Annotated in this window: 28 protein-coding genes; 19 read left to right on the forward strand and 9 right to left on the reverse strand. The window is 66.0% G+C overall.

Annotated elements, in window-relative coordinates; all coding sequences use genetic code 11:
* Window positions 1-9: 9 nt before the first annotated feature.
* A complete protein-coding gene (locus tag Q7V45_RS09325) occupies window positions 10-885 on the reverse strand; it encodes a DMT family transporter (protein ID WP_304850542.1) in 876 nt (291 codons plus the stop codon).
* A gap of 29 nt (window positions 886-914) precedes the next feature.
* Between Q7V45_RS09325 and Q7V45_RS09330 the strand changes: the two genes are divergently transcribed.
* The 3 genes from Q7V45_RS09330 to Q7V45_RS09340 are packed head-to-tail and all read left to right on the forward strand — an operon-like array spanning window position 915 to window position 3,125.
* Window positions 915-1,925: a YheT family hydrolase gene (locus Q7V45_RS09330; protein ID WP_304850544.1), complete on the forward strand. Its 1,011-nt coding sequence runs from the start codon at window positions 915-917 to the stop codon at window positions 1,923-1,925.
* Window positions 1,922-2,932, forward strand: coding sequence for a YheT family hydrolase (locus Q7V45_RS09335; protein WP_304850546.1), 1,011 nt, complete (start codon window positions 1,922-1,924; stop codon window positions 2,930-2,932). Before Q7V45_RS09330 ends, Q7V45_RS09335 begins: the two co-directional genes overlap by 4 nt.
* A 49-nt stretch (window positions 2,933-2,981) precedes the next feature.
* Window positions 2,982-3,125: a hypothetical protein gene (locus Q7V45_RS09340; RefSeq protein ID WP_304850548.1), complete on the forward strand. Its 144-nt coding sequence runs from the start codon at window positions 2,982-2,984 to the stop codon at window positions 3,123-3,125.
* Here Q7V45_RS09340 and Q7V45_RS09345 read toward each other — a convergent pair.
* Window positions 3,122-3,610, reverse strand: a complete 489-nt coding sequence (locus Q7V45_RS09345; protein ID WP_304850550.1) for an NUDIX hydrolase — start codon at window positions 3,608-3,610, stop codon at window positions 3,122-3,124. The two genes, Q7V45_RS09340 and Q7V45_RS09345, sit on opposite strands and share 4 nt — an antisense overlap.
* On the reverse strand, window positions 3,607-4,617 hold the full coding sequence (hemB, locus tag Q7V45_RS09350; RefSeq protein ID WP_304850552.1) for a porphobilinogen synthase: 1,011 nt from the start codon (window positions 4,615-4,617) through the stop codon (window positions 3,607-3,609). The genes Q7V45_RS09345 and hemB overlap by 4 nt, the downstream gene beginning before the upstream one ends.
* An 89-nt stretch (window positions 4,618-4,706) precedes the next feature.
* On the opposite strand from hemB, the gene Q7V45_RS09355 reads away from it, so the two are divergent.
* From Q7V45_RS09355 to Q7V45_RS09395, 9 genes are read left to right on the forward strand one after another with little or no spacing between them, the layout of a single operon-like run.
* On the forward strand, window positions 4,707-5,846 hold the full coding sequence (locus Q7V45_RS09355) for an isobutyryl-CoA dehydrogenase (protein ID WP_304851042.1): 1,140 nt from the start codon (window positions 4,707-4,709) through the stop codon (window positions 5,844-5,846).
* Window positions 5,847-5,849: 3 nt separating this feature from the next.
* Window positions 5,850-6,917, forward strand: a complete 1,068-nt coding sequence (locus Q7V45_RS09360; protein ID WP_304850554.1) for an enoyl-CoA hydratase/isomerase family protein — start codon at window positions 5,850-5,852, stop codon at window positions 6,915-6,917.
* 27 nt (window positions 6,918-6,944) lie between these two features.
* The gene (gene mmsB / locus Q7V45_RS09365) at window positions 6,945-7,826 is read left to right on the forward strand and encodes a 3-hydroxyisobutyrate dehydrogenase (RefSeq protein WP_304850556.1); all 882 of its coding nucleotides are present in this window, start codon (window positions 6,945-6,947) and stop codon (window positions 7,824-7,826) included.
* Between the two features lie 7 nt (window positions 7,827-7,833).
* Complete coding sequence (locus tag Q7V45_RS09370; protein ID WP_304850558.1) at window positions 7,834-8,520, forward strand: glutathione S-transferase N-terminal domain-containing protein; 687 nt, start codon at window positions 7,834-7,836, stop codon at window positions 8,518-8,520.
* 2 nt (window positions 8,521-8,522) lie between these two features.
* Entirely contained in the window at window positions 8,523-9,014 is a 492-nt protein-coding gene (locus tag Q7V45_RS09375; protein ID WP_304850561.1) for a MaoC family dehydratase, read from the forward strand.
* Between the two features lie 20 nt (window positions 9,015-9,034).
* Complete coding sequence (locus tag Q7V45_RS09380) at window positions 9,035-9,319, forward strand: putative quinol monooxygenase (RefSeq protein WP_296324857.1); 285 nt, start codon at window positions 9,035-9,037, stop codon at window positions 9,317-9,319.
* Between the two features lie 24 nt (window positions 9,320-9,343).
* Entirely contained in the window at window positions 9,344-10,411 is a 1,068-nt protein-coding gene (gene corA, locus Q7V45_RS09385; RefSeq protein WP_304850570.1) for a magnesium/cobalt transporter CorA, read from the forward strand.
* Between the two features lie 7 nt (window positions 10,412-10,418).
* Entirely contained in the window at window positions 10,419-11,408 is a 990-nt protein-coding gene (locus tag Q7V45_RS09390) for a glutathione S-transferase family protein (protein WP_304850573.1), read from the forward strand.
* The gene (locus Q7V45_RS09395) at window positions 11,405-12,292 is read left to right on the forward strand and encodes a hypothetical protein (RefSeq protein WP_304850576.1); all 888 of its coding nucleotides are present in this window, start codon (window positions 11,405-11,407) and stop codon (window positions 12,290-12,292) included. Before Q7V45_RS09390 ends, Q7V45_RS09395 begins: the two co-directional genes overlap by 4 nt.
* A gap of 7 nt (window positions 12,293-12,299) precedes the next feature.
* Here Q7V45_RS09395 and Q7V45_RS09400 read toward each other — a convergent pair whose 3' ends face one another.
* Genes Q7V45_RS09400 through Q7V45_RS09420 form a run of 5 tightly spaced genes read right to left on the reverse strand, consistent with a single transcriptional unit; the run spans window position 12,300 to window position 16,948 of the window.
* The gene (locus Q7V45_RS09400; protein ID WP_304850579.1) at window positions 12,300-13,046 is read right to left on the reverse strand and encodes a sulfite exporter TauE/SafE family protein; all 747 of its coding nucleotides are present in this window, start codon (window positions 13,044-13,046) and stop codon (window positions 12,300-12,302) included.
* Between the two features lie 7 nt (window positions 13,047-13,053).
* Window positions 13,054-14,289, reverse strand: a complete 1,236-nt coding sequence (locus Q7V45_RS09405) for an acyl-CoA dehydrogenase (RefSeq protein ID WP_304850582.1) — start codon at window positions 14,287-14,289, stop codon at window positions 13,054-13,056.
* Between the two features lie 57 nt (window positions 14,290-14,346).
* Complete coding sequence (locus Q7V45_RS09410) at window positions 14,347-15,147, reverse strand: ABC transporter ATP-binding protein (protein WP_304850585.1); 801 nt, start codon at window positions 15,145-15,147, stop codon at window positions 14,347-14,349.
* 18 nt (window positions 15,148-15,165) lie between these two features.
* The gene (locus Q7V45_RS09415; RefSeq protein ID WP_304850588.1) at window positions 15,166-16,152 is read right to left on the reverse strand and encodes an ABC transporter substrate-binding protein; all 987 of its coding nucleotides are present in this window, start codon (window positions 16,150-16,152) and stop codon (window positions 15,166-15,168) included.
* 28 nt (window positions 16,153-16,180) lie between these two features.
* Window positions 16,181-16,948 (reverse strand): ABC transporter permease, encoded by a 768-nt coding sequence (locus Q7V45_RS09420; RefSeq protein ID WP_304850591.1) that lies wholly within the window; start codon window positions 16,946-16,948, stop codon window positions 16,181-16,183.
* A 108-nt stretch (window positions 16,949-17,056) separates the two neighbouring features.
* Here Q7V45_RS09420 and Q7V45_RS09425 point away from each other — a divergent pair, with 108 nt between their 5' ends.
* Genes Q7V45_RS09425 through Q7V45_RS09455 form a run of 7 tightly spaced genes read left to right on the forward strand, consistent with a single transcriptional unit; the run spans window position 17,057 to window position 24,140 of the window.
* Complete coding sequence (locus Q7V45_RS09425; RefSeq protein ID WP_304850594.1) at window positions 17,057-17,875, forward strand: sugar phosphate isomerase/epimerase; 819 nt, start codon at window positions 17,057-17,059, stop codon at window positions 17,873-17,875.
* Window positions 17,872-19,317: a mandelate racemase gene (locus Q7V45_RS09430; RefSeq protein WP_304850599.1), complete on the forward strand. Its 1,446-nt coding sequence runs from the start codon at window positions 17,872-17,874 to the stop codon at window positions 19,315-19,317. Before Q7V45_RS09425 ends, Q7V45_RS09430 begins: the two co-directional genes overlap by 4 nt.
* A complete protein-coding gene (locus Q7V45_RS09435) occupies window positions 19,314-20,345 on the forward strand; it encodes an NAD(P)-dependent oxidoreductase (RefSeq protein WP_304850602.1) in 1,032 nt (343 codons plus the stop codon). Before Q7V45_RS09430 ends, Q7V45_RS09435 begins: the two co-directional genes overlap by 4 nt.
* Window positions 20,332-21,201: a GNAT family N-acetyltransferase gene (locus Q7V45_RS09440; RefSeq protein ID WP_304850605.1), complete on the forward strand. Its 870-nt coding sequence runs from the start codon at window positions 20,332-20,334 to the stop codon at window positions 21,199-21,201. Before Q7V45_RS09435 ends, Q7V45_RS09440 begins: the two co-directional genes overlap by 14 nt.
* A gap of 9 nt (window positions 21,202-21,210) precedes the next feature.
* A complete protein-coding gene (locus Q7V45_RS09445) occupies window positions 21,211-22,284 on the forward strand; it encodes a dihydrodipicolinate synthase family protein (protein ID WP_304850608.1) in 1,074 nt (357 codons plus the stop codon).
* A 3-nt stretch (window positions 22,285-22,287) separates the two neighbouring features.
* Window positions 22,288-23,706, forward strand: a complete 1,419-nt coding sequence (locus tag Q7V45_RS09450) for an amidase (RefSeq protein WP_304850611.1) — start codon at window positions 22,288-22,290, stop codon at window positions 23,704-23,706.
* A complete protein-coding gene (locus Q7V45_RS09455; protein ID WP_304850614.1) occupies window positions 23,673-24,140 on the forward strand; it encodes a hypothetical protein in 468 nt (155 codons plus the stop codon). The genes Q7V45_RS09450 and Q7V45_RS09455 overlap by 34 nt, the downstream gene beginning before the upstream one ends.
* A 27-nt stretch (window positions 24,141-24,167) precedes the next feature.
* On the opposite strand, the gene Q7V45_RS09460 is transcribed toward Q7V45_RS09455, so the two are convergent.
* The gene (locus Q7V45_RS09460) at window positions 24,168-25,139 is read right to left on the reverse strand and encodes a hypothetical protein (protein ID WP_304850617.1); all 972 of its coding nucleotides are present in this window, start codon (window positions 25,137-25,139) and stop codon (window positions 24,168-24,170) included.
* Window positions 25,140-25,146: the final 7 nt, after the last annotated feature.

Here is a 25,146-nt window from a genome sequence, read left to right on the forward strand (position 1 = left end):
GTCCGGTTCTTAGCCAGTGGATCGTCGCGAATCCAGCCACACATTGGCCGCCGCCGCCGAGATCACGATGACACCGCCTAACAAGGTGAGATCGTCCGGCTTTTCGCCATCGAACAGCCACACCCAGATCGGACCCAGCACCAGTTCGAGCAGGCCGAGCAGCGAGGCCTGGGCGGCCGGAATGCGCTTCAGGCTCGCCATGTAGAGGAGCAGGCCGACCGCGAGCTGGCCCGGGCTGAGGGCGAACAGCCACGGAAGCTGCTCCCAGGAGACGTTCTCGGGCTGGGCGAAGGGCAGGGCCACCAGGCCTGAAATGAGTCCGGCCAGCCAGATCGAGGGTGTCATGCCGATGTCACGCCGGTGGCGGACGACGACATAATTACCGCTCATGCACAGGACCACGATGAGGGCGACGGCCATGCCGGCGAGGGCCCCGGGCTGCAGGGAGCCCGCGACGCTGATCGCGAGGCCGACGACGGCCAGCGCCATGGCAAGGACCGTGTGGCCATGCAGGGGCTCGCCCAGGAAGATGCGGGCGGCGATGGCGGTGATGAACGGCGTCGCGCCGAACATGATCAGCACGTTGGCGACCGGCGCGAGGCCGAGCGCCAGAATGAAGCTCACGAAACTTCCGGCGAGCAGAACGGCGCTGAGCAACAAGGCGCGACCGCCGTTGCGCACGTCGATCAGGACCTGCCGGCGCTGCCAGAGGAGCAGCGGCAACATGGTGATGACGAGAAGGGCGGAGCGCCAGAACGAGACATCCCACGCGGGAAGGTCGATCTGTCGCACGATCACGCCCGCCGTGCTGAAGACCGTCGCAGCGACGACGGCGAACAGCACTCCGAGCAGGGCGGAACTTGGCGGGGCGGTGGACGTTTTCATCGAAACGAAGATGTGAATACGGACCGACCGTGCCCCCGTCCATCGATTCCCTGGATTTGCCACCCTTCAAGCCGCGCTTTCCGTGGTGGGGCGCGGACCTGCAGACCCTCGCGGTCCTGCTGACGGGGGCCCGTGCGACGGACCTGGTGCCGCATACAAGCGAGCGCATGGCCTTTCCGATGGCCGATCGCACCGGCGATATCCTCCTCGGGATGCTCGATCGACCGGCCGAACCGGTTGAGGGCCGACCGCTCGTTCTCCTGATCCATGGTCTGACGGGCAGCGAGGACAGTTCCTACATGCTGAACGCGGCCCGCCACCTGCTCGACAGCGGCTATTGCGTGCTGCGCCTCAACATGCGGGGCTCCGGCCCCTCGCGCCCCTACTGCCGCGAGCACTACCATCTCGGGCGCACTGCCGATTTCCGCCGCGTGCTCTCGCAACTGCCGGACGACGTGACTGAAAACGGCATGTTCGCCGTCGGGTATTCGTTGGGCGGGGCCATGTTGCTGAAATACCTGGGCGAGGAGGGGGCCTTCTCGCCTCTGCGCGGGGCTGCCACGATTTGCGCCCCGATCGATCTCCTGCGGACGTGCACGCACATGTCGCGGACGCGCAACTGGCTCTATCAAGCCTACCTGCTCAACGACATGAAGGCCGAGGCGCTGGCGCCGGGCGCGCTGACCTCGCCCGAAGAGCGCAAGATCATCCGGGCTGCGCGCAGCGTCAGGGAGTACGACGACCGATTCATCTCGCCGCGTTACGGCTTCCGCGGCGCCGAGGACTACTACGAGCTTTGCTCGCCGCGCACTTTCATGCCCGAGATCCGCGTACCGACGATGGTCATCGCCTCGTGCGACGATCCCTGGATCCCCGTCGAGTACTATCGGGAGTTCAACTGGGCCGACAACCCGTCTCTCGTGCCGCTGATGTCGCCGACGGGCGGGCATATCGGCTTCCATGCCCATGACAGCACGCGGCCGTGGTGCGATCTCGCGGTGGAGAAATTCATCGACCGGCTTGCTATCATGGGGACGTGATCCTCGATCTCCCGCCGTTTCGTCCGCGCTTCCCCTGGTGGGGGGGCGATCTGCAGACCTTGGCCAATTTCATAAGGCCACCCCGGAAAGACCTCGCACCGCACACGTCCGAAAGGCTGACCGTCGACCTGCGCGACGGAACCGGCGATCGTCTGGCCTGCACCCTGGACCAGCCGTCCGTCCGTGCCCAGGGGAAGCCTCTCACGATCCTCGTTCACGGACTGACCGGCTCGCAGGAAAGTTCCTATATGATCAGCATGGCCCGTTGCCTGCTGGACGCGGGAGAACGCGTCCTTCGGCTGAACCTTCGCGGCGCGGGACCGTCGCGCGCAACCTGCGGCGGACAATACTACGCCGGCCGCAGCCAGGATCTTCGCGCCCTGCTGGCGAACCTTCCCGCGGAGCTGAAAGCCGAAGGTCTCCGCGTCGTCGGCTATTCGCTGGGAGCTGCGATGCTGCTCAAGTATCTCGGCGAGGAGGGCGAGGCGGCCCCTCTGCTGGCTGCGGCGGCGGTCTGCGCGCCCATCGACCTGTCGGCGACCTGCCGCCGGATGCTGGAGCGCCGCAATTACCTCTACCACCGCCATCTCCTGGGAATGATGAAAGTCGAGGCCACCGCACCGGGCGCACGACTTCAGGGGAGGGAGAGGTCAGCGATCCTCGGGTCCCGCACCATCTGGGAATACGACGAGGTCTTCATTGCGCCCCGGCACGGCTTCGCCGGTGCGGAGGACTATTACGAGCGCTGCAAGCCGGTTCGCTTCATAGCAGATATCCGCGTGCCGACCCTGGTGCTGGGAGCCTTGGACGATCCCTGGATTCCGGGTGCGCTGTACAGCGGCTACGATTGGGCGGCCAACAAGGCGCTGCTGCCGCTGCTGCCGCTGTGGGGCGGCCATGTCGGGTTCCACGGCTCGGGCAGCCGGCTTCCCTGGAGCGCCCAGGCGGTAGCGAAATTTTTCGAGGCGAAGCCCACATGCCCGAAACAGGCCTCACTCAGGACATGATGCGGCGCTGATCATCAGTCAGGCGAGACCGTCTTGAGGAACTTCGGAAATGGGTGAGGCAGAGCCGATGGCGATGATCGTGGGCGTGGCCTGTTCCCTGGTCGCACTCGTGCTGGCATGGCGCGCCTATCGCGGCGTGTCGGAAGAGCAGGAGCAGCGCAAGCGCGACCGCGAGGACCGCGACCGTCGCTAGGAGAGGGCCAGCGGCTCGGCGGGCGGCCCATCGCGCAGCAGCGCGGGCAGGAGCGTGCCGAGGTCGAGAGGCTCGAAGCGGTCGGACGAAGCGGCGATTTCAGCGGCGGTCCACCAGCGATGGCCGAGCGTCCAGCTACGTTCCTTTTCGTCGAGGCCGGAAGTGTCGATTTCCGTGCGGTCGGTACGGGCCAGGAAGAAGCGCTCCCTGTGCAGCACGTCCTTGCCGCGCCAACTCATGACGCGCTCGCGCTTCCATACCCAGCGCGGCGTATCGACGACCCGCAGCTTGGTTTCCTCGCCGGCCTCGCGTACGGCGGCCTGCGGGTAGTCCTCGCCAGGATCGACCATGCCGCCGATCATCACCCAGAACGGATCGAAGAACGGATTGGCCGGATCGAAGACCTGAGGGTCGTGGACGTTGAAGAGGAACAGCCGGTCCTGCGGATCGAGCAGGATCAGGCGGGCCGACGGACGCTCGATCATTTGGACTTGAGCAGCCGCGCCGCGTCGATTGCGCCGTAGGTCAGGATGCCGTCGCAGCCGGCCCGTTTGAAGCCGGTCAGGGTTTCGATCAGCACCTTGTTCCAGTCGAGCCAGCCACGATCGGCGGCGCCCTTCAGCATCGCGTACTCGCCGCTCACCTGGTAGGCGTAGGTCGGCACGCCGAACGTGTCCTTCACGCGACGTACGATGTCGAGATAGGGGAGGCCCGGCTTCACCATCACCATGTCGGCGCCTTCCTCGATGTCGAGCCCCACTTCCCGCAGGGCCTCGTCCGAGTTGGCGTAATCCATCTGGTAGGTCTTCTTGTCGCCCTTGAGGGCGCCCGAGCTGCCGATGGCGTCGCGGAAAGGGTTGTAGAAGGCCGACGCGTACTTGGCGGCATAGGACATGATCTGTTCGCGCTGGTAGCCCTTGGCGTCGAGGGCCGCGCGGATGGCGCCGATGCGGCCGTCCATCATGTCCGACGGCGCCTGGATGTCGGCGCCCGCCTCGGTCTGGACGATTGCCTGCTTGACCAGCGCCTCGACCGACTCGTCGTTCAGTATGCGGCCATCGCGCACGATGCCGTCATGGCCGTCGCTGTTGAAGGGGTCGAGCGCCACGTCGCAGACGATGCCGATGTCGGGGACGGCCTTCTTCACCGCGGTGATGGCGCGGCACACGAGGTTACCCGGATTGTAGGCTTCGCGCGCGTCGGGTGTCTTGGCCTTGGGATCGGTCTCCGGGAAGATCGCGATGGCGGGAATACCCAGATCGCGCGCCTCCTTGGCCGCTTCCGCAAACAGATCGATCGAGAGGCGGTCGACGCCGGGCATGGAGGCGACCGGCGTGCGGGCGTTCTGACCTTCCTGGACGAAGACCGGCCAGATCAGGTCGTCGACGGAGAGCTTGTTCTCGGCAACGAGGCGACGGGACCATTCCTCGCCGCGATTGCGGCGCAGCCGGGTCGTTGGATAGCGGCCGAGGGTCGTGAAGCGGGGAGACATGATCCGCCTTATCGCGCGAACCGGTGGGGGCCGCAATGCGGCTCCTTTTCCTGCAGAAAGCCGTCGCCAGAGTTGATACGGTCCTGCCGATGGATTTCACGCTTTCAGAAGACCAGCAGGCCTTCCGCGATACGGCCCGGCAGTTCGCGGCCGACCGCATGTTGCCGCAGGCCGCGCGCTGGGACGCCGAGAAGACCTTTCCGGAGGATGTGCTTCGGGAAGCCGCGGCCCTCGGCTTCGGTGGCATCTACGTGCGCGACGATGTCGGCGGCAGCGGTCTCAGCCGGTTCGATGCGGCGCTCATCATGGAGGAGCTGGCGGCAGCCTGTCCCAGCACGGCGGCCTACATCTCCATCCACAACATGGCCGCCTGGATGATCGACGCCTTCGGCGATGACGAGCAGCGCCAGCGCTTTCTGCCCAAGCTCTGCTCGATGGAGCATTTCGCGAGCTATTGCCTGACCGAACCCGGGGCGGGCTCCGACGCGGCGGCATTGGCGACGCGTGCCGAGCTGCAGGGCGACCACTATGTGCTGAACGGCAGCAAGGCCTTCATTTCGGGCGGCGGCCGTAGCGACATCTATGTCGTGATGCTGCGCACCGGCGGCCCGGGGGCCAGCGGCGTCTCGACCCTGGTGGTCGAGGCGGGAACGCCCGGCCTCTCGTTCGGCAAGCAGGAAAACAAGCTGGGCTGGAACAGCCAGCCGACGGCGTCGGTGATCTTCGAGAACTGCCGGGTGCCGGTGGCCAACCGCCTTGGGCCGGAAGGGCACGGTTTCAAGATCGCGATGATGGGTCTCGATGGCGGACGCATCAACATCGGCGCCTGCTCGCTGGGCGGGGCACGCGCCTGCCTGGAGACGGCCTCGCGCTACGTGCTGGAGCGCAAACAGTTCGGCAAGCCGCTGGCCGACTTCCAGGCGACCCAGTTCAAGCTCGCGGACATGGCGACGGAGCTCGACGCGGCGCGGCTGATGATCTGGCGGGCCGCCTCCCTGCTGGACGCGAAGTCGCCGGAGGCGACGCAGGCGGCCGCCATGGGCAAGCGCTTCGCGACCGACATGGGCTTCCGCGTGGTCAACGAGGCGCTGCAATTGCATGGCGGATACGGCTACTTGAAGGATTTCCCGCTGGAGCGCTATCTCCGCGACCTGCGCGTGCACCAGATCCTCGAAGGCACCAACGAGATCATGCGCGTGATCATTTCGCGCCGTTTGTTGATGGGATGAAGAATGTCCGAAGCTGAAATTCTGTTCGATGTGAATGACGGTCTGGGCGTCATGACGCTCAACCGGCCGAAGGTCCTCAACTCGCTGTCGCACGGCATCATCCTCGAGATGGAGCGCGTGATGCCTGAGTGGGAGAAGGATTCTTCCATCAAGGCGGTGGTGCTGCGCGGCGCTGGCGACCGCGCCTTCTCCGCCGGCGGCGACGTGGCCGGCCTCTACCGTGAGATGCGCGACAATCCCTCGGGCACCCTGCGCCGCGACTTCTTTCGCGACGAGTACATCGTCAACCGCCGCATCTACCGCTACGCCAAGCCGTGGATCTCGCTGATCGACGGCATCAACATGGGCGGCGGCGTTGGCTTGTCGGCGCACGGCTCGCACTCGGTGGTGACGGAGAAGTATCTCTTCGCCATGCCGGAGACGACGATCGGCCTCTTCCCCGATGTCGGCGGCGGCTATTTCCTGACGCGTCTGCCGGGAGCGTTGGGCACCTTCCTGGCGCTCACCAGCTACCGCCTCAAGGCCGCCGACGCGGTCTGGGCCGGCATCGCCCATGCCTTCGTGCCGAGCGCGAAGATCGACGATCTGCAGGCGGCGCTGGGCGCGGCCGACCTCTCCGGCCCGCGCGCCAACGAGAAGGTCGATGCCGTGATCGCCCGGTTCCAGGGGGATGCCGGCGAGCAGACGCTGCCGGCGCTCATGCCGGAGATCGATCGCTGCTTTTCGGCCGAGACGCTGCAGGAGATCGTCGCCAATCTGAAGAAGTCGAACAGCGAGTTCGCACAGAAGCAGCTCGCCGCGCTCCTGAAGCTCTCGCCGCTTTCGATGGCGATCACGCTGGAGCAGCTCAAGCGCTGCGCCAACCGCTCGTTCGAAGACACGATGACGATCGAGTACCGCATGTCGCAGCGCTGCATGCAGAAAGGCCACGACTTTTTCGAGGGCGTGCGTGCGCTGCTGATCGACAAGGACCAGAAGCCGCACTGGAATCCACCGACGATCGACGGTGTCACCCGCGCCCTGGTCGAGGAACACTTTCAGCCGGTGTCCAACGACCTCTTCTTCGACTGAGGCGACAGTAAGCAAACGGAGGAAACCATGGCGAAGATCGCCTTCATTGGTCTCGGCAACATGGGCGGCCCGATGGCCGCCAACCTGGCAAAGGCCCAGCACCACGTTATGGCGTTCGACCTGTCGGACGCGGCCGTGAGCGCGGCAGTCGAGAAGGGCGCGCACAAGGCCGCTTCCGCCGCCGAGGCGGTGAAGGGCGCGGAGATCGTCGTCACCATGCTGCCTGCCGGAAAGCATGTCCGGGAGGTCTACGAGAAGGACGTCCTGCCGAACGTCGCCAAGGGCACGCTGCTGATCGACTGCTCGACCATCGACGTCGAGAGCGCGCGCCATGTGGCGGCGCTGGCGGAGAAAGCCGGCATGGACATGGTCGACGCCCCGGTCTCGGGTGGGGTCGGCGGCGCCACGGCGGGCACGCTCACCTTCATGGTCGGCGGCAGCGAGGCGTCGTTCGCCAAGGCCAGGCCCATCCTCGAGAAGATGGGCAAGAACATCGTTCTTGCCGGCACGAGCGGCGGCGGCCAGGCCGCCAAGATCTGCAACAACATGATCCTGGGCGTGTCGATGATCGCCGTCAGCGAGGCCTTCATGCTGGCCAAGCGCCTCGGTCTCGATGCGCAGAAGCTGTTCGACGTGGCTTCCACCGCATCGGGCCAATGCTGGTCGCTGACGAACTACTGCCCCGTACCGGGGCCGGTTCCGACTTCGCCGGCCAACCGCGACTACCAGCCGGGCTTCACGGCGGCGATGATGCTGAAGGACCTGATGCTGGCCCAGCAGGCGGCCAGTGCGGCCGGCGCCAGCACGCCACTGGGTGCCGAAGCCGCACAGCTCTTCAGCCTGTTCGTGAATTCCGGCAACGGCGCCAAGGATTTCTCCGGCATCATCAAGATGCTGGACGGCAAGTGAGGCCCGCATGATCACGCTCTACGACCTGGCGTTCGACGATGATCGCCGTCCCAGCCCGTTCTGCTGGCGGACCAAGTTTTCGCTGGCGCACAAGGGCCTCGACTTCACCAGCGTGCCGATGGGCTTCACGGAAAAGGAGAAGATCGCCTTCGCCGATTCCAAGACCGTGCCGGTGATCAAGGACGGTGAGAAGCCGGTCAAGGACAGCTGGGCCATCGCCGTCTATCTGGACGACATGTACCCGGAGAGGCTGTTGCTGAAGAGCGAGATCGGGCGTGCCTACGCGCGCTTCATCAACGGCTGGACGGACACGGTGATCAATGCCGGTATCTTCCCGCTGATCATCGGCGACCTCTACGATCGCGTGCGGCCGGAGGACAAGGAATACATCGCCGAGTCGCGCGGTGCGCGGTTGGGGACGAAGGACTTCGCCTCCTTCCAGGCGAAGGCCCGAGAGAAGGGACTTGCGGCTTTCCGTGCGTCGCTCGAGCCGGCACGCCGGGCGCTGCGCGAGCAGAAGTTCCTGTCGGGCGCCGAGGCCGCCTACCCGGACTACATCCTCGCCGGCACCTTCATGTGGCCGCGCATCGTAAGCTCGTTCGAGCTGCTGGAGAAGGACGACCCGGTCCATGCGTGGCGTGAACGCATGCTCGATCTGTTCGACGGGATGGCCCGCAAGGCGAAGGCTGCCTAGGCATGTCGGACGACCAGGCCAAGCCGTTCGACCCGGCCGAGCATCGCTTTGGTCCGGCCCACTGGTTCGAGGATCTCGAGGTCGGCCAGAAGTTCTACATCAACTCGCGCACCCAGACGGAGGCGCTGTTCTCCGCCTTCCAGCTCGCCAGCGGAGACAATCATCCGATCCACTACGATCGCGAGTACTGCAAGGCCCTGGGACACCAGGACATGCTGGCCCACGGGCTGCAGGTCGCGATTCAGGGCGCGGCCGGCGGCGGCATCTTCCCGCATTTCGTGGGCGAGTCGCTGGTCGGATTCCTCGAGCAGTCCTCGCGCTTCCTGAAGCCGGTCTATGTCGGCGACACGCTCTATCCGATGCTCGAGGTGACCGAACTCAAATCCGGACGCACCACGGGCGTTGCCGTATTGAAGCTCACGATCCACAACCAGAAGGGTGAACTGGTGTGCGATGGCGAGCACAAGTATCTTTTGAAGAAGAAGCCGCAATAGAGACGGCAGGAGGAGAGAGAATGATCGGCGTCATCGCGAAACTGACCATCAAGCCCGGCACCAACGGCGACTTCGAGGCGACCATGAAGGCGCTTCAGGCCAAGGTTCACGCCGATGAGCCGGGCAACAAGCTCTATGCGCTGCACAAGACGGCCGACGTTAACGTCTATGTCATGCTCGAGCGCTACGAGGATCAGGCGGCACTGGAGGCCCATCGGGCTGCGCCTCATTTCAAGGAGCTCGGCCGCAAGCTCGGCGACTATCTCGCCGGCCGTCCCGACGTGCAGGTGATGGAAGAAGTCTGACCGATATAGGGGGCGAGTGAGCGCATGGAAGGGCTTTTCCGCCGCCATACCAAACCCGGTACGGCTCCCGGCACGCTGGCCGGGCGCGCGCCGGTTCCTGACGAAGCGCTCGACTTCACCCTGGTCGAATATACGGCGGACGAAGTCGAAGTCCTGCACGAGGTGGAAGTGGACCAGTGCCGCTTCCATCTCGGCACGCCCGGGCATACCTGGATCGACGTAAGCGGCCGCCCGAGCTCGGAGATGCTGCGCAATCTCGGCATGGCGTTCAATCTGCATCCTCTCGCGCTCGAGGACGTATTCCACGCCAACCAGCGCAGCAAGCTCGACCTCTTCGAGGGGCAGGGCTTCATCGTCCTGAACGACCCGGCCTATGAAGACTGCGTCCTGAAGAGCCAGCAGGTCAGCATCTTCTTCGGCGAAAACTACGTCATCTCCTTCCACGACCTGAAGTCCGACATCTTCAAGCCGGTGCGCGATCGCCTGCAGACCGCGGGCTCTCGGCTGCGCATGTTCGGTATCGACTATCTCGTCTATGCGCTGATCGATCTCGTGGTCGACCGCAAGTTCCCGCTGATCGAGGCCCTGTCGACTCATCTGGAGGACCTGGAAGAGGAGGCGCTCGACCACCCGACGAAGGACACGCTGGCGCATATCCATCAGGCCCGGCGGGCGCTCGTCGCCTTCCATCGCATCCAGTGGGCCGAGCGCGAGACGGTGCTGGCGGTGATGCGGCCGGACGTGCCCTTCATCATGCCCGAAACCCGCACCTACCTGCGCGACTGCTTCGATCATGCCGTTGCGGTGCTCGATCTGGTGGAGAGCTACCGGGAAATGGCCAATGGTCTGATGGAAATCTACCTCATGGACTCGTCGAACCGCATGTCCGAGGTCATGAAGACCTTGGCGGTCATCACCGTGTTCTTCATGCCGCTGAGTTTCCTCGCGGGCGTCTACGGCATGAACTTCGACCGCAACGACGGCAACATGCCCGAGCTGGGGTGGAAGTACGGCTACGAGTTCTTCTGGGTGATGGTCGGCGTCATCGTGATCGCCATCTTCCTGTGGCTGAAGCGCAAACGCTGGATCTGAGAGTGCCATGACCTACAGGATCTACGGCTCCGAGCTTTCGCCCTATTCGGTGAAGGTGCGTTCCTTCTTCCGCTACAAGAAGCTGAACCACGAATGGATTCCGAGGTCGCCAGCGGTCCAGTCGGAGTTCCAGAAATACGCCAAGCTGCCGCTCGTGCCGCTGGTCGTGACGCCGGAGGGCGAGGGCATCCAGGATTCGACTCCGATTCTCGAGCTCTTCGAGGCGTCGCATCCCAAGCCTTCCGTTACCCCTGCAGACCCTGCGCTCGCCTTCGTCTCCGCGCTTCTGGAGGAGTATGGCGACGAGTGGGGCAACAAATGGATGTTCCACTATCGCTGGCGCTACCAGCCCGATGTCTGGTCGACCGCCGAGCGCATCGCCCAGCAGATGATGGGGGCGCAGGGCACGCTCGCCGTCGCGCAGGCGCGCACGGCGGTGGCCGAGCGCATGATGGGACGGTTGGGTTTCGTGGGGTCCAACGACAAGACCCAGCCGCTGATCGAGGCCTCGTTCGCGAAGGCGCTGGGTCTGATCGATGCGCATCTGGCGTCGAGGCCCTTCCTGCTGGGCGGCCGTCCCGCGATGGCCGATTTCGGCCTGTGGGGACAGCTCTACGAGGCCGCGACCGATCCCACGCCGGGCGCGATTATGCGGGCCTCGGCACCGAAGGTGATGGCGTGGCTTCAGCGCATGCTTTCGCCTGAGGCGAAAGGGGACTTCGAGTCGCTTCAGGCCCTCGCGCCGACGCTGAAGCCGCTTCTGACCCAGGAGGTCGGCGGACTGTTCCTGCCCTGGTCGGCGGCCAACGCGGCCGCGATCGGACGTGGCGACAAGAGCTTCACGATGAGCCTTGGCGGCGCGGAGTGGACGCAGGAGCCGCAGAAGTACCACGCGCGCTCCCTGGCGGAGATCCGCGCCAAGTTCGCCATCGCCAAAGACGCGCCCGGCCTTGAGGAGATTCTGCGCGAAGGCGGCTGCTTGGACTTTCTATCTTGAGCTACGATCTTTTCTTGAGGCCGCGCAAGGGTGCCGTAGGGAAGAGGGACTTCGAAGCCTATTTTCAGGATCGGCGCTTCTATGACGCCGAGGCCGGGCATGTGGCTTATAGCAACGAAGACACCGGGGCTTATTTCAGCTTCGAATGGGTCGACGCGCGAGATGATGAAGAGGGAGAACTTTATCCTATCGCGTTCAACATAAACTACTTTCGACCTAGCTACTTCATTATGGAAGCGGAAATCGAAGTCTCTGCTCTCGTGCAGGCATTCGATCTCGTTGTTGACGATCCCCAGTGGAAAGGGATGGGCAAGGGTGAGTACGACGCGAAAGTACTAATGTCCGGATGGAATGCTGGAAACGAATCGGCCTACGACATTCTCCTCGAGACGCCTGAGCACCGCTCTCATCTTCGCACTCTGCCCAGTGCCACGGTTCTTCAGGCATGGCGCTGGAATTTCGAGAGGGATGCACGTCAACAGAGCGTAGGGGACACCAAGTTCGTACCGCGAATTCAGTTTCTCGAAGTCGAGGGACAGATGACCTCCGCCATGATTTGGCCGGACGGTGCTCCGTTGGTGGCTACTCCCGTGGACTGGTTCATCCTCGCCGGGGAGAACCTCTTGCGTCGCCGCCCTGACTTGAAGAAAGCCGGGCGCCTCCTCCCCTGGGCTGAAGCGATTCAGATATTGGCGCCATTCATCAAACAGGTTCCAGGCCCCGTCATTACTTTCGACTACGACGAAACGCCTTCCGAAGTCTTCGATTTCCTACTCAGGCGGTCGTCAGAGCCGGTGTTATCCACTATTTGGCCGCAAGATCGGGTGCTCGATCGCGAGATTGTCGAGCGAGCGCTTGAGAGATTGCCAAGAAATTCACGTTAAGCCGGCTCTATCTCAGGGAGGTCGCGATCAGCGTCAGGCCCGAGAGGCAGAGCAGGCCGAGCAGGATGCGGCGGAACTGGGCATCGTTGATGCGGCCATAGAGTGCCAATCCGATCCGCGCGCCGATCAGTGTCGTCGGCACGGTGATAACCGCCCAGATCAGAAACGTCCGGTCGAGAAAGCCCGCAATGCCGGCCGAGACGAGGGCCAGGAACAGCACGCTCATGTTGAAGGGCTGGTTGACGCCGCGCTGCTCGTCCTTGCCGAAGCCACGCAACTGCGCCCAGATCGCGGGCGCCGGGCCGCTGAGGCTCGCCATGCCGCCCATCACGCCGCCGATGAGGCCCACGGCCGCGTCAGCTGGCCGGCCGCCGCCCGTGATGATCGGCGGCCGGCGCACGATGGCCATCCAGGTGCTGTAGACGATCAGCAGGACGCCGACGCCGACCTTGAGAGGTCTCGGCTCCAGATGATTGAGCAGGAGCGTGCCCACCGGCACGCCGACGATGCCGGCCGACAGCATCGGCCACAGCCGCGACCAGCGCACGCCGCTCCAGATGCGGGGAAGAGACTGGATGTGGCCGGCGACGCCGCACAGGGCGGTGAGGGGCGCGGCCGTGAGGGGCGACATGGCCTGCAGCCAGAAGCCCAGCGCCACCAGTGCATAGCCGGTGCCGCTCAATCCATTGACGAATCCGGCCGCCAGCGCCCCGGCGACGACGATCGCGATGTCGCCGGGGGGTGGCAGTGGCACGATGGGGTCAGGCCCCGGAGCTGAACGCCTGGATACCGGTCATCGCGCGGCCGAGGATCAGCGCGTGGACGTCGTGCGTGCCTTCGTAGGTGTTCACGGCCTCGAGGTTCATCGCGTGACGGATCACGTGATACTCGTCCGAGACGCCGTTGCCGCCGTGCATGTCGCGGGCGACGCGGGCGATGTCGAGCGCCTTGCCGCAGTTGTTGCGCTTGATCAGCGAGATCATCTCGGGCTGGGCATGGCCCTTGTCCTTGAGGCGGCCGACCCGCAGGCAGGCCTGGAGGCCCAGCGCGATCTCGGTCTGCATGTCGGCGAGCTTCTTCTGGATCAGCTGGGTGGCAGCCAGCGGCCGGCCGAACTGCTTGCGTTCCATCGTGTAGTTGCGCGCCTGCTTCCAGCAGAATTCGGCGGCGCCCATGGCGCCCCAGGCGATGCCGTAGCGGGCGTTGTTCAGACAGCCGAACGGACCGCCGAGGCCGGCGACGTTGGGCATCATGTTCTCGACCGGCACGAAGACGTCTTCGAGCATGATGGCGCCCGTCACCGAGGCGCGCAGGCTGAACTTGCCCTCGATCTTGGGCGTCTCGATGCCCTTCCAGCTGCGCTCGAGGATGAAGCCACGGATCGCGCCGCCGTCGAGCTTGGCCCAGATCACCAGCACGTCGGCGATCGGCGAGTTGGTGATCCACATCTTGGAGCCGGACAGCTTGAAGCCGCCGGGGACCGTGACGGCGCGGGTCTTCATGCCGCCGGGATCGGAACCGTGGTCGGGCTCGGTGAGGCCGAAGCAGCCGACCCATTCGCCGGTGGCGAGCTTGGGCAGATACTTCATGCGCTGCTCTTCGCTGCCGTAGGCGTAGATCGGATGCATGACCAGCGAGGACTGGACGCTCATCGCCGAGCGGTAGCCGGAGTCGACGCGCTCCACTTCACGGGCGACCAGGCCGTAGGTCGTGTAGTTGGCGCCGGCGCAGCCGTACTTCTCGGGGAGCGTCGAGCCCAGCAGGCCGAGCGCGCCGAACTCGTTCATGATCTCGCGATCGAACTTCTCGTTGCGGTTGGCCAGCAGGACGCGCGGCATCAGCTTGTCCTGGCAGTAGTCGCGCGCGACGTCGCGGATGGCGATCTCGTCCTCGGTCAGCTGGTCGTCGAGGAAGAACGGGTCTTCCCAGTCGAAGGCCCTGGCGTCTGCGCTGATGCCCTTGGCGGCGCTCTTGATCGGGGTGGCGGCGTTGGCCATGTCTGCTCCTGCTATTTCGCCCGCGTCTTATCAGGCAGGGCGGGCCGCGCCAACGCCCTAAAGAGCCGCGCCCACGACGGTCTTGCCCGTCAGGGCGCGGAAAATCTCGAGGTTGAGCTTGCCGAACGCCTCCGTCGCCCGCAGTTCCACGGTGCGGGGTCGCGGCAGGTCGATTCGCAGGTCCGCAGCGATGCGACCGGGACGCGCCGACATGACGATCACGCGATCGGACAGGAAGACCGCCTCCGGGATCGAGTGGGTGACGAACAGGACGGTCTTGCGGGCCTCGCGGGCGACGTCCTGCTCGCCCCAGATGCGCAGGAGCTCCAGGGCCATGTCGTCGCGCGTCATGGCGTCGAGCGCGCCGAACGGCTCGTCCATCAGCAGGAGCGGCGGGTCGAGTAGCAGGGCACGACACAGCGCGGCGCGCTGCTGCATGCCGCCCGACAGTTCGCGCGGCAGCTTGGCGCCGAAGCCGCCGAGGCCGGCCATGTCGAGGAGCTGCCCTGCCCGTGACCGCAGCGAGCGAGGGTCCTTTCCGGCCAGCTCGGCCGGCAGCAGCACGTTCTCCAGGATGGACCGCCATTTCAGCAGGATCGGCGCCTGGAACACCATGCCGATGTCCGGGATCGGCTGCGTCACGGTGCGGCCGGCGACGGTGATGGTCCCTGTCGTGGCCGGACGCAGCCCCGCCACGATGCGCAGCAGGGTCGACTTTCCGCAGCCGCTCGGGCCGACCAGCGAGACGAACTCGCCGGCCCCGATCGAGGCGGAAATGCCGGCGAGGGCCTCAACCGGGCCGCTCGCCGCCTGATACGTCATGCCGACCCGGTCGAGGTCGATCAGTCCCTTTGCCACGCGACGCGACTGCCCGGATCAGTTCGGCATCGCGACCTTGGTGAAGAACTCGGTCGAGTAGACATTCTTGCACTCGACCTTCTTCGGCAGACCCATGTAGGCGTTCACGAGATCGACCGAGTCGCACATCTTCTTCTCGTCGATCCAGCCGATGCCGTTCTTGGCGTAGCGGTCGGTCTTCATCAGGCCGAGGCCGATCATCATGTTGGGGGTCATCACCTCGACGTCGACCTCGGGCACGCGCTTCTTCAGGATCTCCATCGCGGCCTTCGGGTCGGCCATGACGTCACGCCAGCCCATGTAGGAGGCTTCGAGGAAGTCCTTCAGAGCCTTGGGCCTGTCCTTCATCGTCTTGGCGCTGGCGATGATCGACATCGAGTACATGTCGAAGCCGAAATCGGCCCACGGCATCATCACGACATTGCCCTTGCCGGCAGCCTTCTCGTAGAGCGGCAGGCCGGTGCTGTAGTCGCCGACACCGTCGACGCGCTTCTCGGCCACGGCGGCGATCTTGGCGGCGGGCTCGATGTTCACCCAGGTAACCTTGGCCGCATCGATGCCGTTCACCTTGGCGAAGGCCGGGAACATCTGGCGCTGCGAATCGCCAGGAGGGGCGGCGAGCGTCTTGCCTTCCAGGTCCTTGGGCTTGGCGAGCGGCTTCTCCTTGAGGCTGAAGATGTTGAGCGGCGTCTTGTCGAACACCATGCCGACGGTCTTGATGGTCGTGCCGCGGCCAATCGAGGCGATGACGACGGCGGCATCGGCGAGGCCCGCATCGGCGCGGCCGGTATCGACCTTGGCGATCGAATCGCCCGATCCCTTGGAGTTTTCGAGCGTCACGTCGAGCCCCTTGGCCTTGTAGTAGCCCTTGTCGAGGGCGACCCAATAGGCGGCATGGTCGCCGACCGCGAACCAGTTGAGCGCGAAGGTGAACTTTTCCTGCGCCGAGGCGGCGCCGGACGTGGCCAGCAACGCGGCCAGCGCAAGCGACAGTGTGCGAGTCATGACGGTCTCCCTTTTCCCTTCCCCGAACTCAATCGACGCCCTCGGCCCACGGGGCCCAGAGATGCGCCAGCAATACGACGGCGCCGTAGAGCAAGAGGCCCACGACGGAAATCCAGACCAGGGCGGCGAACGCCACGGAGGTGTTCATGCTGCTCTGTGTGGTCACGATCACGTAGCCCAGGCCGCGCTGGGAGGCGACGAACTCGCCGACGATCGCGCCCACCACCGCGGCGGTCGCGGTGATCTTCAGCGCGCTCAGGATGTAGGGAAGGGCGTTGGGGATACGGATCTTGACGAAGATCTTCCATTTCGGCGCGTTGAAGACGCGGCCGAGATCGAGCATGTCCGGCTCGACCTGCGACAGGCCGACGGCGGTATTGATGACCACCGGGAAGAAGCCGATCAGCGCGCCCATCAGCATGTTGGGGAAGATGCCGTAGCCCATCCAGATCAGGAACAAAGGCGCGATCGCCACCTTGGGCAGGGTGTTTACGAACACGAGGAACGGCACGAGCGCGTTGGCGAGAATGGGCGACCAGGCGATCGCGACGCCCAGCGCCACCCCGACCACGGCGGCCATCAGGAAGGCGCCGATGATCTCGAGGGTCGTGGTCCAGAGGTGGGGCCACCAGACCGTGTCGCCGTGCCAGAGCGCGTTCCAGACCGAAAGCGGGGCGGGGAGGAGATACTCGCGGATGTTCCCGAAGGTGACGGCGGCCTGCCAGCTCGCCAGCAGGAAGGCGAAGAGGGCGAGCGTCGGCCAGTAGCGGTTGGCCATGGCGCCGAATTTCGTCATGCGCGCCGAGCGATGAAACTGTTCATCGCTTTCATCCCGCTGATATCATGTGCCCCCATGCGATGAGACTGGCGAACGCGCATTTGCCCGTCAAGGCGAGGTTCGTCCGTGAAGCTTTCCCTCTGCAATGAAGTCATCCGCGAGTTGTCGTTCGAGCGCCAATGCGTTCTGGCCGCGGCGCTCGGCTACGAAGGGCTGGAAGTCGCGCCCTTCACCCTGGGCGACGATGCATGGCGCATGCCAGCCGCCGGGCGTGCTTCCGTGCGCCGGGCCTGTGCCGACGCCGGCGTGGAGGTGAGCGGGCTCCACTGGCTCCTGGCAGCGCCGGCGGGCTTGTCGATCTCCACCGAGGATCGGGTGGTGTGGCGGCGCAGTGTCGATGTGATGCTGTCGTCCATCGAACTGTGCGCTGAACTGGGGGGCGCCTATCTCGTTCATGGGTCGCCCGCGCAGCGCCGCGTGGCCCAACCGGATGACGCGAAGCGGGTCGAGGAAGCCTGGGCCGCCGCTGCCGCCACTGCGGAGAAGGCCGGTGTGGTCTATTGCCTGGAGCCGCTGGCGCGACCGGATTGCAGTTTCGTCAATACGCTGGCCGAGGCCGAAGCTGTCGTCCGGCGCATCGGCAGCCCAGCGTTCCGGCTGATGATCGACACGCTGGCCTCCAGCCTGGAAGAGAAGGAGCCGGTCGCCGATGCCGTCCGCCGCTGGATGCCCACCGGGCTGATGGCGCACGTCCAGTTCAACGACCGCAACAAGCGCGGGCCGGGCGAGGGCGCCGACAAGTTCGCCCAGGTGGTCGAGGCGCTGCGCGACACCGGTTATGATGGCTGGATCGCCATGGAACCCTTCGTCTACGAGCCCGACGGTCCGACCTGCGCGGCGCGCATGATCGGCTATGTTCAAGGTCTGCTGGAGCAAACTGCATGAAAGTGAAGGTTGAGGCGGTCGACCGCTTCGAGCGCGACCACCGCCTGCGCCTGCCGTTCCGCTTCGGCGTCATCACCGTGACGCAGGGCATCCAGGCGATCATCCGTGTGCGCATTGCGCTGGAGGATGGCCGTACCAGCGAGGGCGTCGCCGCCGAGGCGCTAGGCGCCAAGTGGTTCGAAAAGAGCCCGGACTTCTCCGACGCCCAGAATCTCGACCAGCTCCGCCAGGCCCTGCACCTCGCCATCGACCACTACACCGCACGTGGCTTCGATACGCCGTTCGGCCTCTATGCCGGGAACTATCGTCAGCAGATCGCGCGCGGCGCCGAGCTCGGCCTCAATCCGCTGGTCGCCTCCTATGGGCCGGCGTTGCTCGACCGCGCGATCGTCGATGGACTTGGCAAGGCGACCGGGCAGTCCTTTGCACAGATGATCACGGCCAATGTGCCGGGTATCTCAGCGACCGATCTGACGCCCGATATCGACGGCGATCATCTCTCGGGCTTCCTCAAGGGGCTGAAGCCACGCCCGTCGATCGATCTGCGTCACACGGTGGGCCTGGTCGATCCGCTGACGAAAGCCGAGCGTCCCGCCGCGGAGCGCGTGAATGACGGGCTGCCGGAGACGCTGGAAGAGGTCGTCTCCTACTATCGCGGCCGCTACTACAAGCTGAAGGTCGGCGGCGACGTCAGGGCCGACCTCGACCGGCTGACGCGCATTGCGTCCGTGCTCGACGCCGGAGCGGGCGACTACAAGGTTACCTTCGATGGAAACGAGCAGTACGACGATGTCGACGGCATCGTGGAACTGTGGCGCAAGGTCGAGGAGACGCCGGCGCTCGCGAAGATGGTCAAGGCGACGCTGTTCATCGAGCAGCCGATCAAGCGCCAGGCGGCGCTCAGCCGGCCGGTGACGGCATTGGCCAAATACCGTCCGGTCATCGTCGACGAGTCCGATGGCGAGCTGTCGACTTTCCCCGAGGCGCTGAAGCTCGGCTATGCCGGCGTTTCGACCAAGAATTGCAAGGGCTTCTACAAGTCGATCCTGAACGCCGCGCGCGTCGCCAGACTCGGGCCCGGCTATTTCATGTCGGCCGAGGATCTGACGACGCAGCCCGGCGTCAGCGTGCAGCAGGACCTGGCACTGGTGTCGCTGCTCGGCCTCACGCATGTCGAGCGCAACGCGCATCACTTCATCGACGGCATGTCGTCGGCCTCCGAGGGCGAACAGAATGCCTTCGTGGCCGCACATCCCGATCTCTACGAGCGGCAGCCGGGCAGGCCGGCGCGGCTCAAGGTCAGGGACGGCGCACTGGCCCTGGGATCGCTCGGGTGCCCGGGTTTCGCGGTCGGTGTCGATCTCGACTTCGCGGCGCTTCGGTCGATGCCCGACGCTCCGCGTGAACGCCTGGTTCCGGCCCATCCTGGAGGCAAGAAATGAGTACCAACCTTCCGGCTCGCTTCGACAGCGTCGCAGCCGTCGAGGACTTCATGACCGCCCCGTCCGCCGAACTGGTGGCTGATCTGGCGGCGACGCCGGGCGACATTCTCGTCCTGGGCGTCGGTGGCAAGATGGGCCCGACTCTGGCGCGCATGGCCAAGCGCGCTGCGCCTTCCAAGCGCGTGATGGGCGTGGCGCGTTTCAGCGAGCCGGGCGTGCGGGAGGCGCTGCAGAAGGCGGGTGTCGAGCCAATATCGGCCGACCTGTTGGACCGGGCGGCGCTGGAAAGCCTGCCAAAGGCCGACAACGTCGTGTTCATGGCGGGCCGCAAGTTCGGGGCAACCGGCGACGTGCCGCTCACCTGGGCGATGAACGTGCAGGTGCCGGCGATGGTCGCCGAGGTGTTCAAGGAGTCGCGCATCGTCGCCTTCTCGACGGGATGCGTCTACCCGTTCGTGCCGGTCGACAGCGGCGGAGCGACGGAGGAGGCGCCGCCGGTGCCACCCTCCGGCGACTATGCGAATTCCTGCGTCGGCCGCGAACGCATGTTCGAGTACTTTTCGGCGCGCCACGGCACGCCCGGCCGGCTGTTCCGTCTCAACTATGCGATCGACATGCGCTACGGCGTCCTGCACGACGTTGGCCGCAAGGTGCGAGACGGCGAGCCGATCGACCTGTCGATGGGCCATGTGAATGTCATCTGGCAGGGCGATGCCAATTCCGTCGCGCTGCGCTGCCTCGCGCGCGCAACCACGCCCACGACACCGATCAACGTCACCGGGCTGGAGACGATCGAGATCCGCTGGCTGGCGGCGGAGTTCGGCAAGTTGCTGGGCAAGACACCGACGCTCACGGGCAAGGAGGCCCCGACCGGCTGGCTGAACGATGCAAGGCGCATGGAAAAGGAATTCGGGCCCCCCAGCGTGCCGCTCTCGAAGATGATCGAGTGGACCACCGACTGGCTGGAACGCGACATGGCCACTCTGAACAAGCCCACGCACTACGAGGTGCGCGATGGCAAGTACTGACGCGTTGGACGTCAAGCCGATCGATCCCGAGCAGAGCGACGCGGTGTGGCCGCTGTCGATCGAGGCAGGCTGGAACCAGAACGTCGCCGACTGGCGATTCATGCTGGGCGCCGGACGCGGCTTCGGCTGCACGGTGCCGGACGGAACGTGGCAGGCAAGTTCGTTGATCCTGCCGCTTGGCCAGAAGCTCGCCTGGATCAGCATGGTGCTGGTGACGAAGGAGCGTCGCCGGGGCGGCGTCGGCACCAGCCTGCTGAAACGCTGCATCGAAGAGGTTCGTGCGGCGGACGCCGTCGCCGGCCTCGATGCGACGGAGCAGGGGCGGCCGATCTACTTGACGCTCGGTTTTCGAGACCTTTATCCTATCGCGCGCTGGCACTTTGACGGGGTCAAGGCCGAGGCTGTCGCGCCGCCGCCCGGCGTCACGATCCGGCCGATCACGCCCGCCGACCTGCCGCGGCTGGCAGTATACGACCGGCCGCTCACTGGCATGGAACGCCCGTCCATCCTGATGCACCTGGCCTTGCGTCAGCCCGGCCGCGCCTGGCTGGCCGAAGACGTGGGCGGCAAGATCGTGGGCTTCGTGCTGGGCCGCGAAGGCCGGGTGGCGACGTCGCTGGGACCGGTCGTGGCCGACCGCGAGGCCATCGCCCTGACGCTGATCTCGCGAGCAGCCTCGGCCGCGCCGGGACCGTTCATCATCGACGTGCCGGAGGCGCATCAAGCCGTCCGCGCCTGGCTCCAGGGGCAGGGAGCGACTTCGCCCCGAGGCTACATGCGGATGACCCTGGGCACCGCCAAGGGACTGGACGATCCTTCGCACGTCTTCGCTCTCGCGGGCCCTGAATTGGGATAGGATGCAGGCATGAGCACCGACAAGGCCCTCCACTGGCGCGAACTTCCGGCGCCGGTTCTGTCCCTGCTGCGGCAGGGCACCGTCATCCCCGCGCATCCGCTGGCGCTCGACACCGACCGCAACTTCGACCGGCCGTCGCAGCGCGCGCTCAGCCGCTACTATCTCGATGCCGGCTCCGGCGGGCTGGCGGTGGGTGTGCATTCCACGCAGTTCGCCATCCGCGAGGTCGGGCTCTATCGCCCGGTCCTGGAACTCGCCATCGAGACGGCGCGCGACTGGACCGACCGGCCCTTGGTCATGATCGCGGGCGCCGTCGGGAAGACGGCGCAGGCGGTCGAGGAAGCGCGCACGGCGCGATCGCTCGGCTATCACGCGGTGCTGCTGTCGCTGGCGGCGCTGAAGGGCGTCAGCGAGGACGAGCTGATCGAGCATTGCACCGCGGTCGCGAAGGAGATGCCGCTGATTGGCTTCTACCTGCAGACGGCGGTGGGCGGCATCAAGCTGTCGCGCGAATTCTGGGCCCGCTTCGCCGCGATCGACAATGTCGTGGCGATCAAGGTGGCGCCGTTCAACCGCTACCGCACGCTCGACGTCTGCTTCGGCATCGCGGCGGCGCACGCCGAGGAGCGCATCACCCTCTACACCGGCAACGACGATCACATCGTGGCCGATCTTGTTACGCCGATGGTCGTGCGCACCGGCAACCGCGAGGTGACTCTGCGCTTCCAGGGCGGGCTGCTCGGCCACTGGAGCGTCTGGACCCGTGGCGCCGTGAAGATGCTGGAGAAATTGAAACTTTCCGTCTCGAACGGCGCGATCCCGCCCGAGATACTGGCGCTGGATTCCTTCGTGACGGACTGCAACAGCGTCGTGTTCGACGTCGACCATGATTTCGCGGGCTGCATTCCGGGCTGCCACGAGATCCTGCGGCGGCAGGGGCTGCTCCAGTCGGTCGAATGCCTCGATCCGCATGAGAAGCTCAGCGCCGGCCAGAGCGAAGGGATCGACCGGCTCTACGCGACCTATCCCGAGCTGCACGACGACGCCTTCGTGGCGGCGAACCTCGAGCGCTGGCGGAACTGACCGTTGGAAGACCTGTTCGCGACACGTGATGCACTGGCCGTCGCGGAGCTGGTCCGCAGCCGCCAGATCGGCGTGCGCGAGGTACTTGACGCCACCTTGGCGCGCCTCCGTGAGGCCAATGTCGAACTGAACGCCATCACCGACTTCTACGAAGACGAGCTGCTCGGGAAGTCGATCGCGGCGGCGGGCGACGGGCCATTCCACGGCATTCCCTTCGTCGTGAAGCAGCTGATGGCCGATTGCGCCGGCACGCCGACCACGGTCGGCTCGCGCTTCTTCGCGAAGGAACCGGTGGCCTTGCATGACAGCGCGGCGGTGGCGCGCATGCGTCGCGCTGGCCTCGTGATCGCGGGCCGCAGCAACACCAGCGAGTTCGGGCTCGCACCGACCACGGAGCCCGCCTTTGGCGGCGCCACGGTCAATCCGTGGCGCGCCGACCTGTCGCCCGGCGGCTCCTCCGGCGGGTCGGCAGCGGTGGTGGCGGCACGCGCGCTGCCGATGGCGCACGCGACCGACGGCGGCGGGTCGATCCGTATCCCGGCCTCGCTGTGTGGCCTGTTCGGGCTGAAGCCCTCGCGTGGCCGTATCAGCCTGGCGCCGATCGGCGAGACCCTCGCCGGGGCGGGCGCCCAGCTCTGCGTCTCGATTTCCGTGCGCGACAGCGCGGCCCTGCTCGAAGCGCTCGCGGGCGGCGAACCGGGCGATCCCTATCGCGCGCCCGAGGCCGAAGGCTCCTTCCTCGAGGCGACGCGACGGTCCCCGGCGCGGTTGCGCATCGCCTTCCTGCGCAAGCCGGTCGGCTGGGAGACGATGGATCCGGCTCTGGTCGCGGCTGTCGAGCAGGCGGCGAAGCGCCTGGAAGTGCTCGGTCATCACGTCGAAGAGGCGGTGCCAGATTACGATCCGGTCGCGACCGGCATCGCCTTCGGAACCGTGATGTGCGCCAACACCTTCACCAACATCCAGGTGCGTGCCAATGGCCGCGTGCCGGGTCCTGGCGATCTGGAGCCAGTAACGCAGCTCTATGCGGAGCAGGGAGGCAGGATCAGCGCCCACGACTATATCCGCGCGGTGCAGACCTTCCATCGCACCGGCCGGCAACTCGGCGCCTTCTTCGAGAGGTTCGACATTCTCCTCTCGCCGACGATTGCCCGCCCGTCGCTGCCGCTGGGCACCGTGCGCATGGACGGCACTCTGGAGGAATACGAGGCCGGGCTCGCGCCGATGGTGGCCTTCACCTCGGTCTGCAATGCCGCCGGTGTGCCGGCCATGTCGGTACCGCTCGAGTGGACCGAAGACGGCCTGCCGATCGGCATGCATTTCGTGGCACGCTACGGTGCCGAAGCCACCTTGTTGTCACTGGCTGCCCAGCTCGAGCAGGCGCATCCATGGCGCGAGCGGTGGCCTGGACGGGTGACGTGATGGCAAAATTCTGGCGGATGGCGGTTGCGGGATTTGTCGCCGGCGTGCTGAGCGTGCTGGTGTTTCACCAGTGGGGCTTCTACGCCGCTGCGGAACTCGGCTTCGGCCGGCCCAGTCTCTACAGCATGCGGCCGGTGCCGCCTTGGGGCATCCCGACCATCGCGTCGCAAGCCTTCTGGGGAGGTCTTTGGGGTGCCCTCGGCGCCTTCGTCGTCGCACGCCTGCCCGGCATCCTGAAAGGCGCCCTGGGCTGGATCCTGTTCGCGATCACGCTGGTATTGGCGGTGAACTGGTTCGTCGTCCTGCCGATCAAGGGTGCACCGATCGGCGGCGGCTGGCGGCTGCCGGGGGTTGTGGTGGTGCCGATCGTCTATGCCCTCTGGGGCTTCGGCATGTGGCTGTTCTACGGGCTCGTCCGCAGGCTGCTGAAGTAGCGGGGCCCGCCGGGCTGGCGACTGCGGTCAGAGCTTACGCATCACCATCTGCGAGCCGCCGCCCCAGATCGGCAGATAGGCCATCTTGTAGCCGGCGCCGCCGGTCACGATCGGATGGATCGCCTCCGGGGAGGCGGCGACGTCCTTGCCCTGGTCGAACAGGTATTGCTGGACGCGCCTGATGTCCCAACCCTCGTGCCGCGCGATCTTCTCGGCCAGTTCGAGCGGCAGGAGAAGGACCTGTTCGCCGCGCCCGCTCTTTCGGCTCTGGCCCGACATCGCGATCTCGGCCTGCATGCCGGCAACGACCGGGTCGAGGATCGCCGCGGGCGTGGCGCCTTCTCCATCGCCGGGCAGCACCTCGGCGGTGCCTGAAATGCCCATCACCGTGAGGGCGCTCTCGTCTTTGCTGAGGCCGTGGCGTTCGGTGAAGGTGGGGAAGGGACCGTCGTTCCTCTCGGCGAAGCACAGCGTGTACTTGGCGGGCTGGCCCATCGTCGCCATGTCGCCCGTGTCCGATCTGGCGCCGCCGATGTTGCGCAGGCAGAGCTGCAGGGCGCGGCCGATGCAGGCGTTGGCGCGGGTGCCGGGACCGATCGTGTTGGTCAGCGCGTTGACGCCCAGCGTGCGGACAATCGGGCCGTGGAGGCAGAGCGCGACCGCGGCACTGCCGGTGGTCGTGGCGATGCCGAGGAGATTGAAGTCCGGTTCGAGCATGGCCTGCGCCGCCGCCAGGACGACGGGCAGTTCGGCCGGCAGGCAGCCCGCGATCACGCACTGGTAGGCGACGGACTCGGGCGTGATGTCGCCGAACATCGGCGGCATCATTCCGAGGGAGTCCGCCCGCCCGGCGATACCGGCGATCATGGCGTCGAGCCGCCTCTGCGTGGGCGGGACCAGCGGGAGGCCGTCCGAGAGTTCGGCCTCCGCCAGGATCTGCTGTGCGTTCTCCCAGGCCGTCGATTCGTCGACGACCGGCCAGCCGCACCACTCGTTCACGACGGGT

The sequence above is a fragment of the Reyranella sp. genome, from assembly GCF_030651995.1.
GTDB lineage: Bacteria > Pseudomonadota > Alphaproteobacteria > Reyranellales > Reyranellaceae > Reyranella.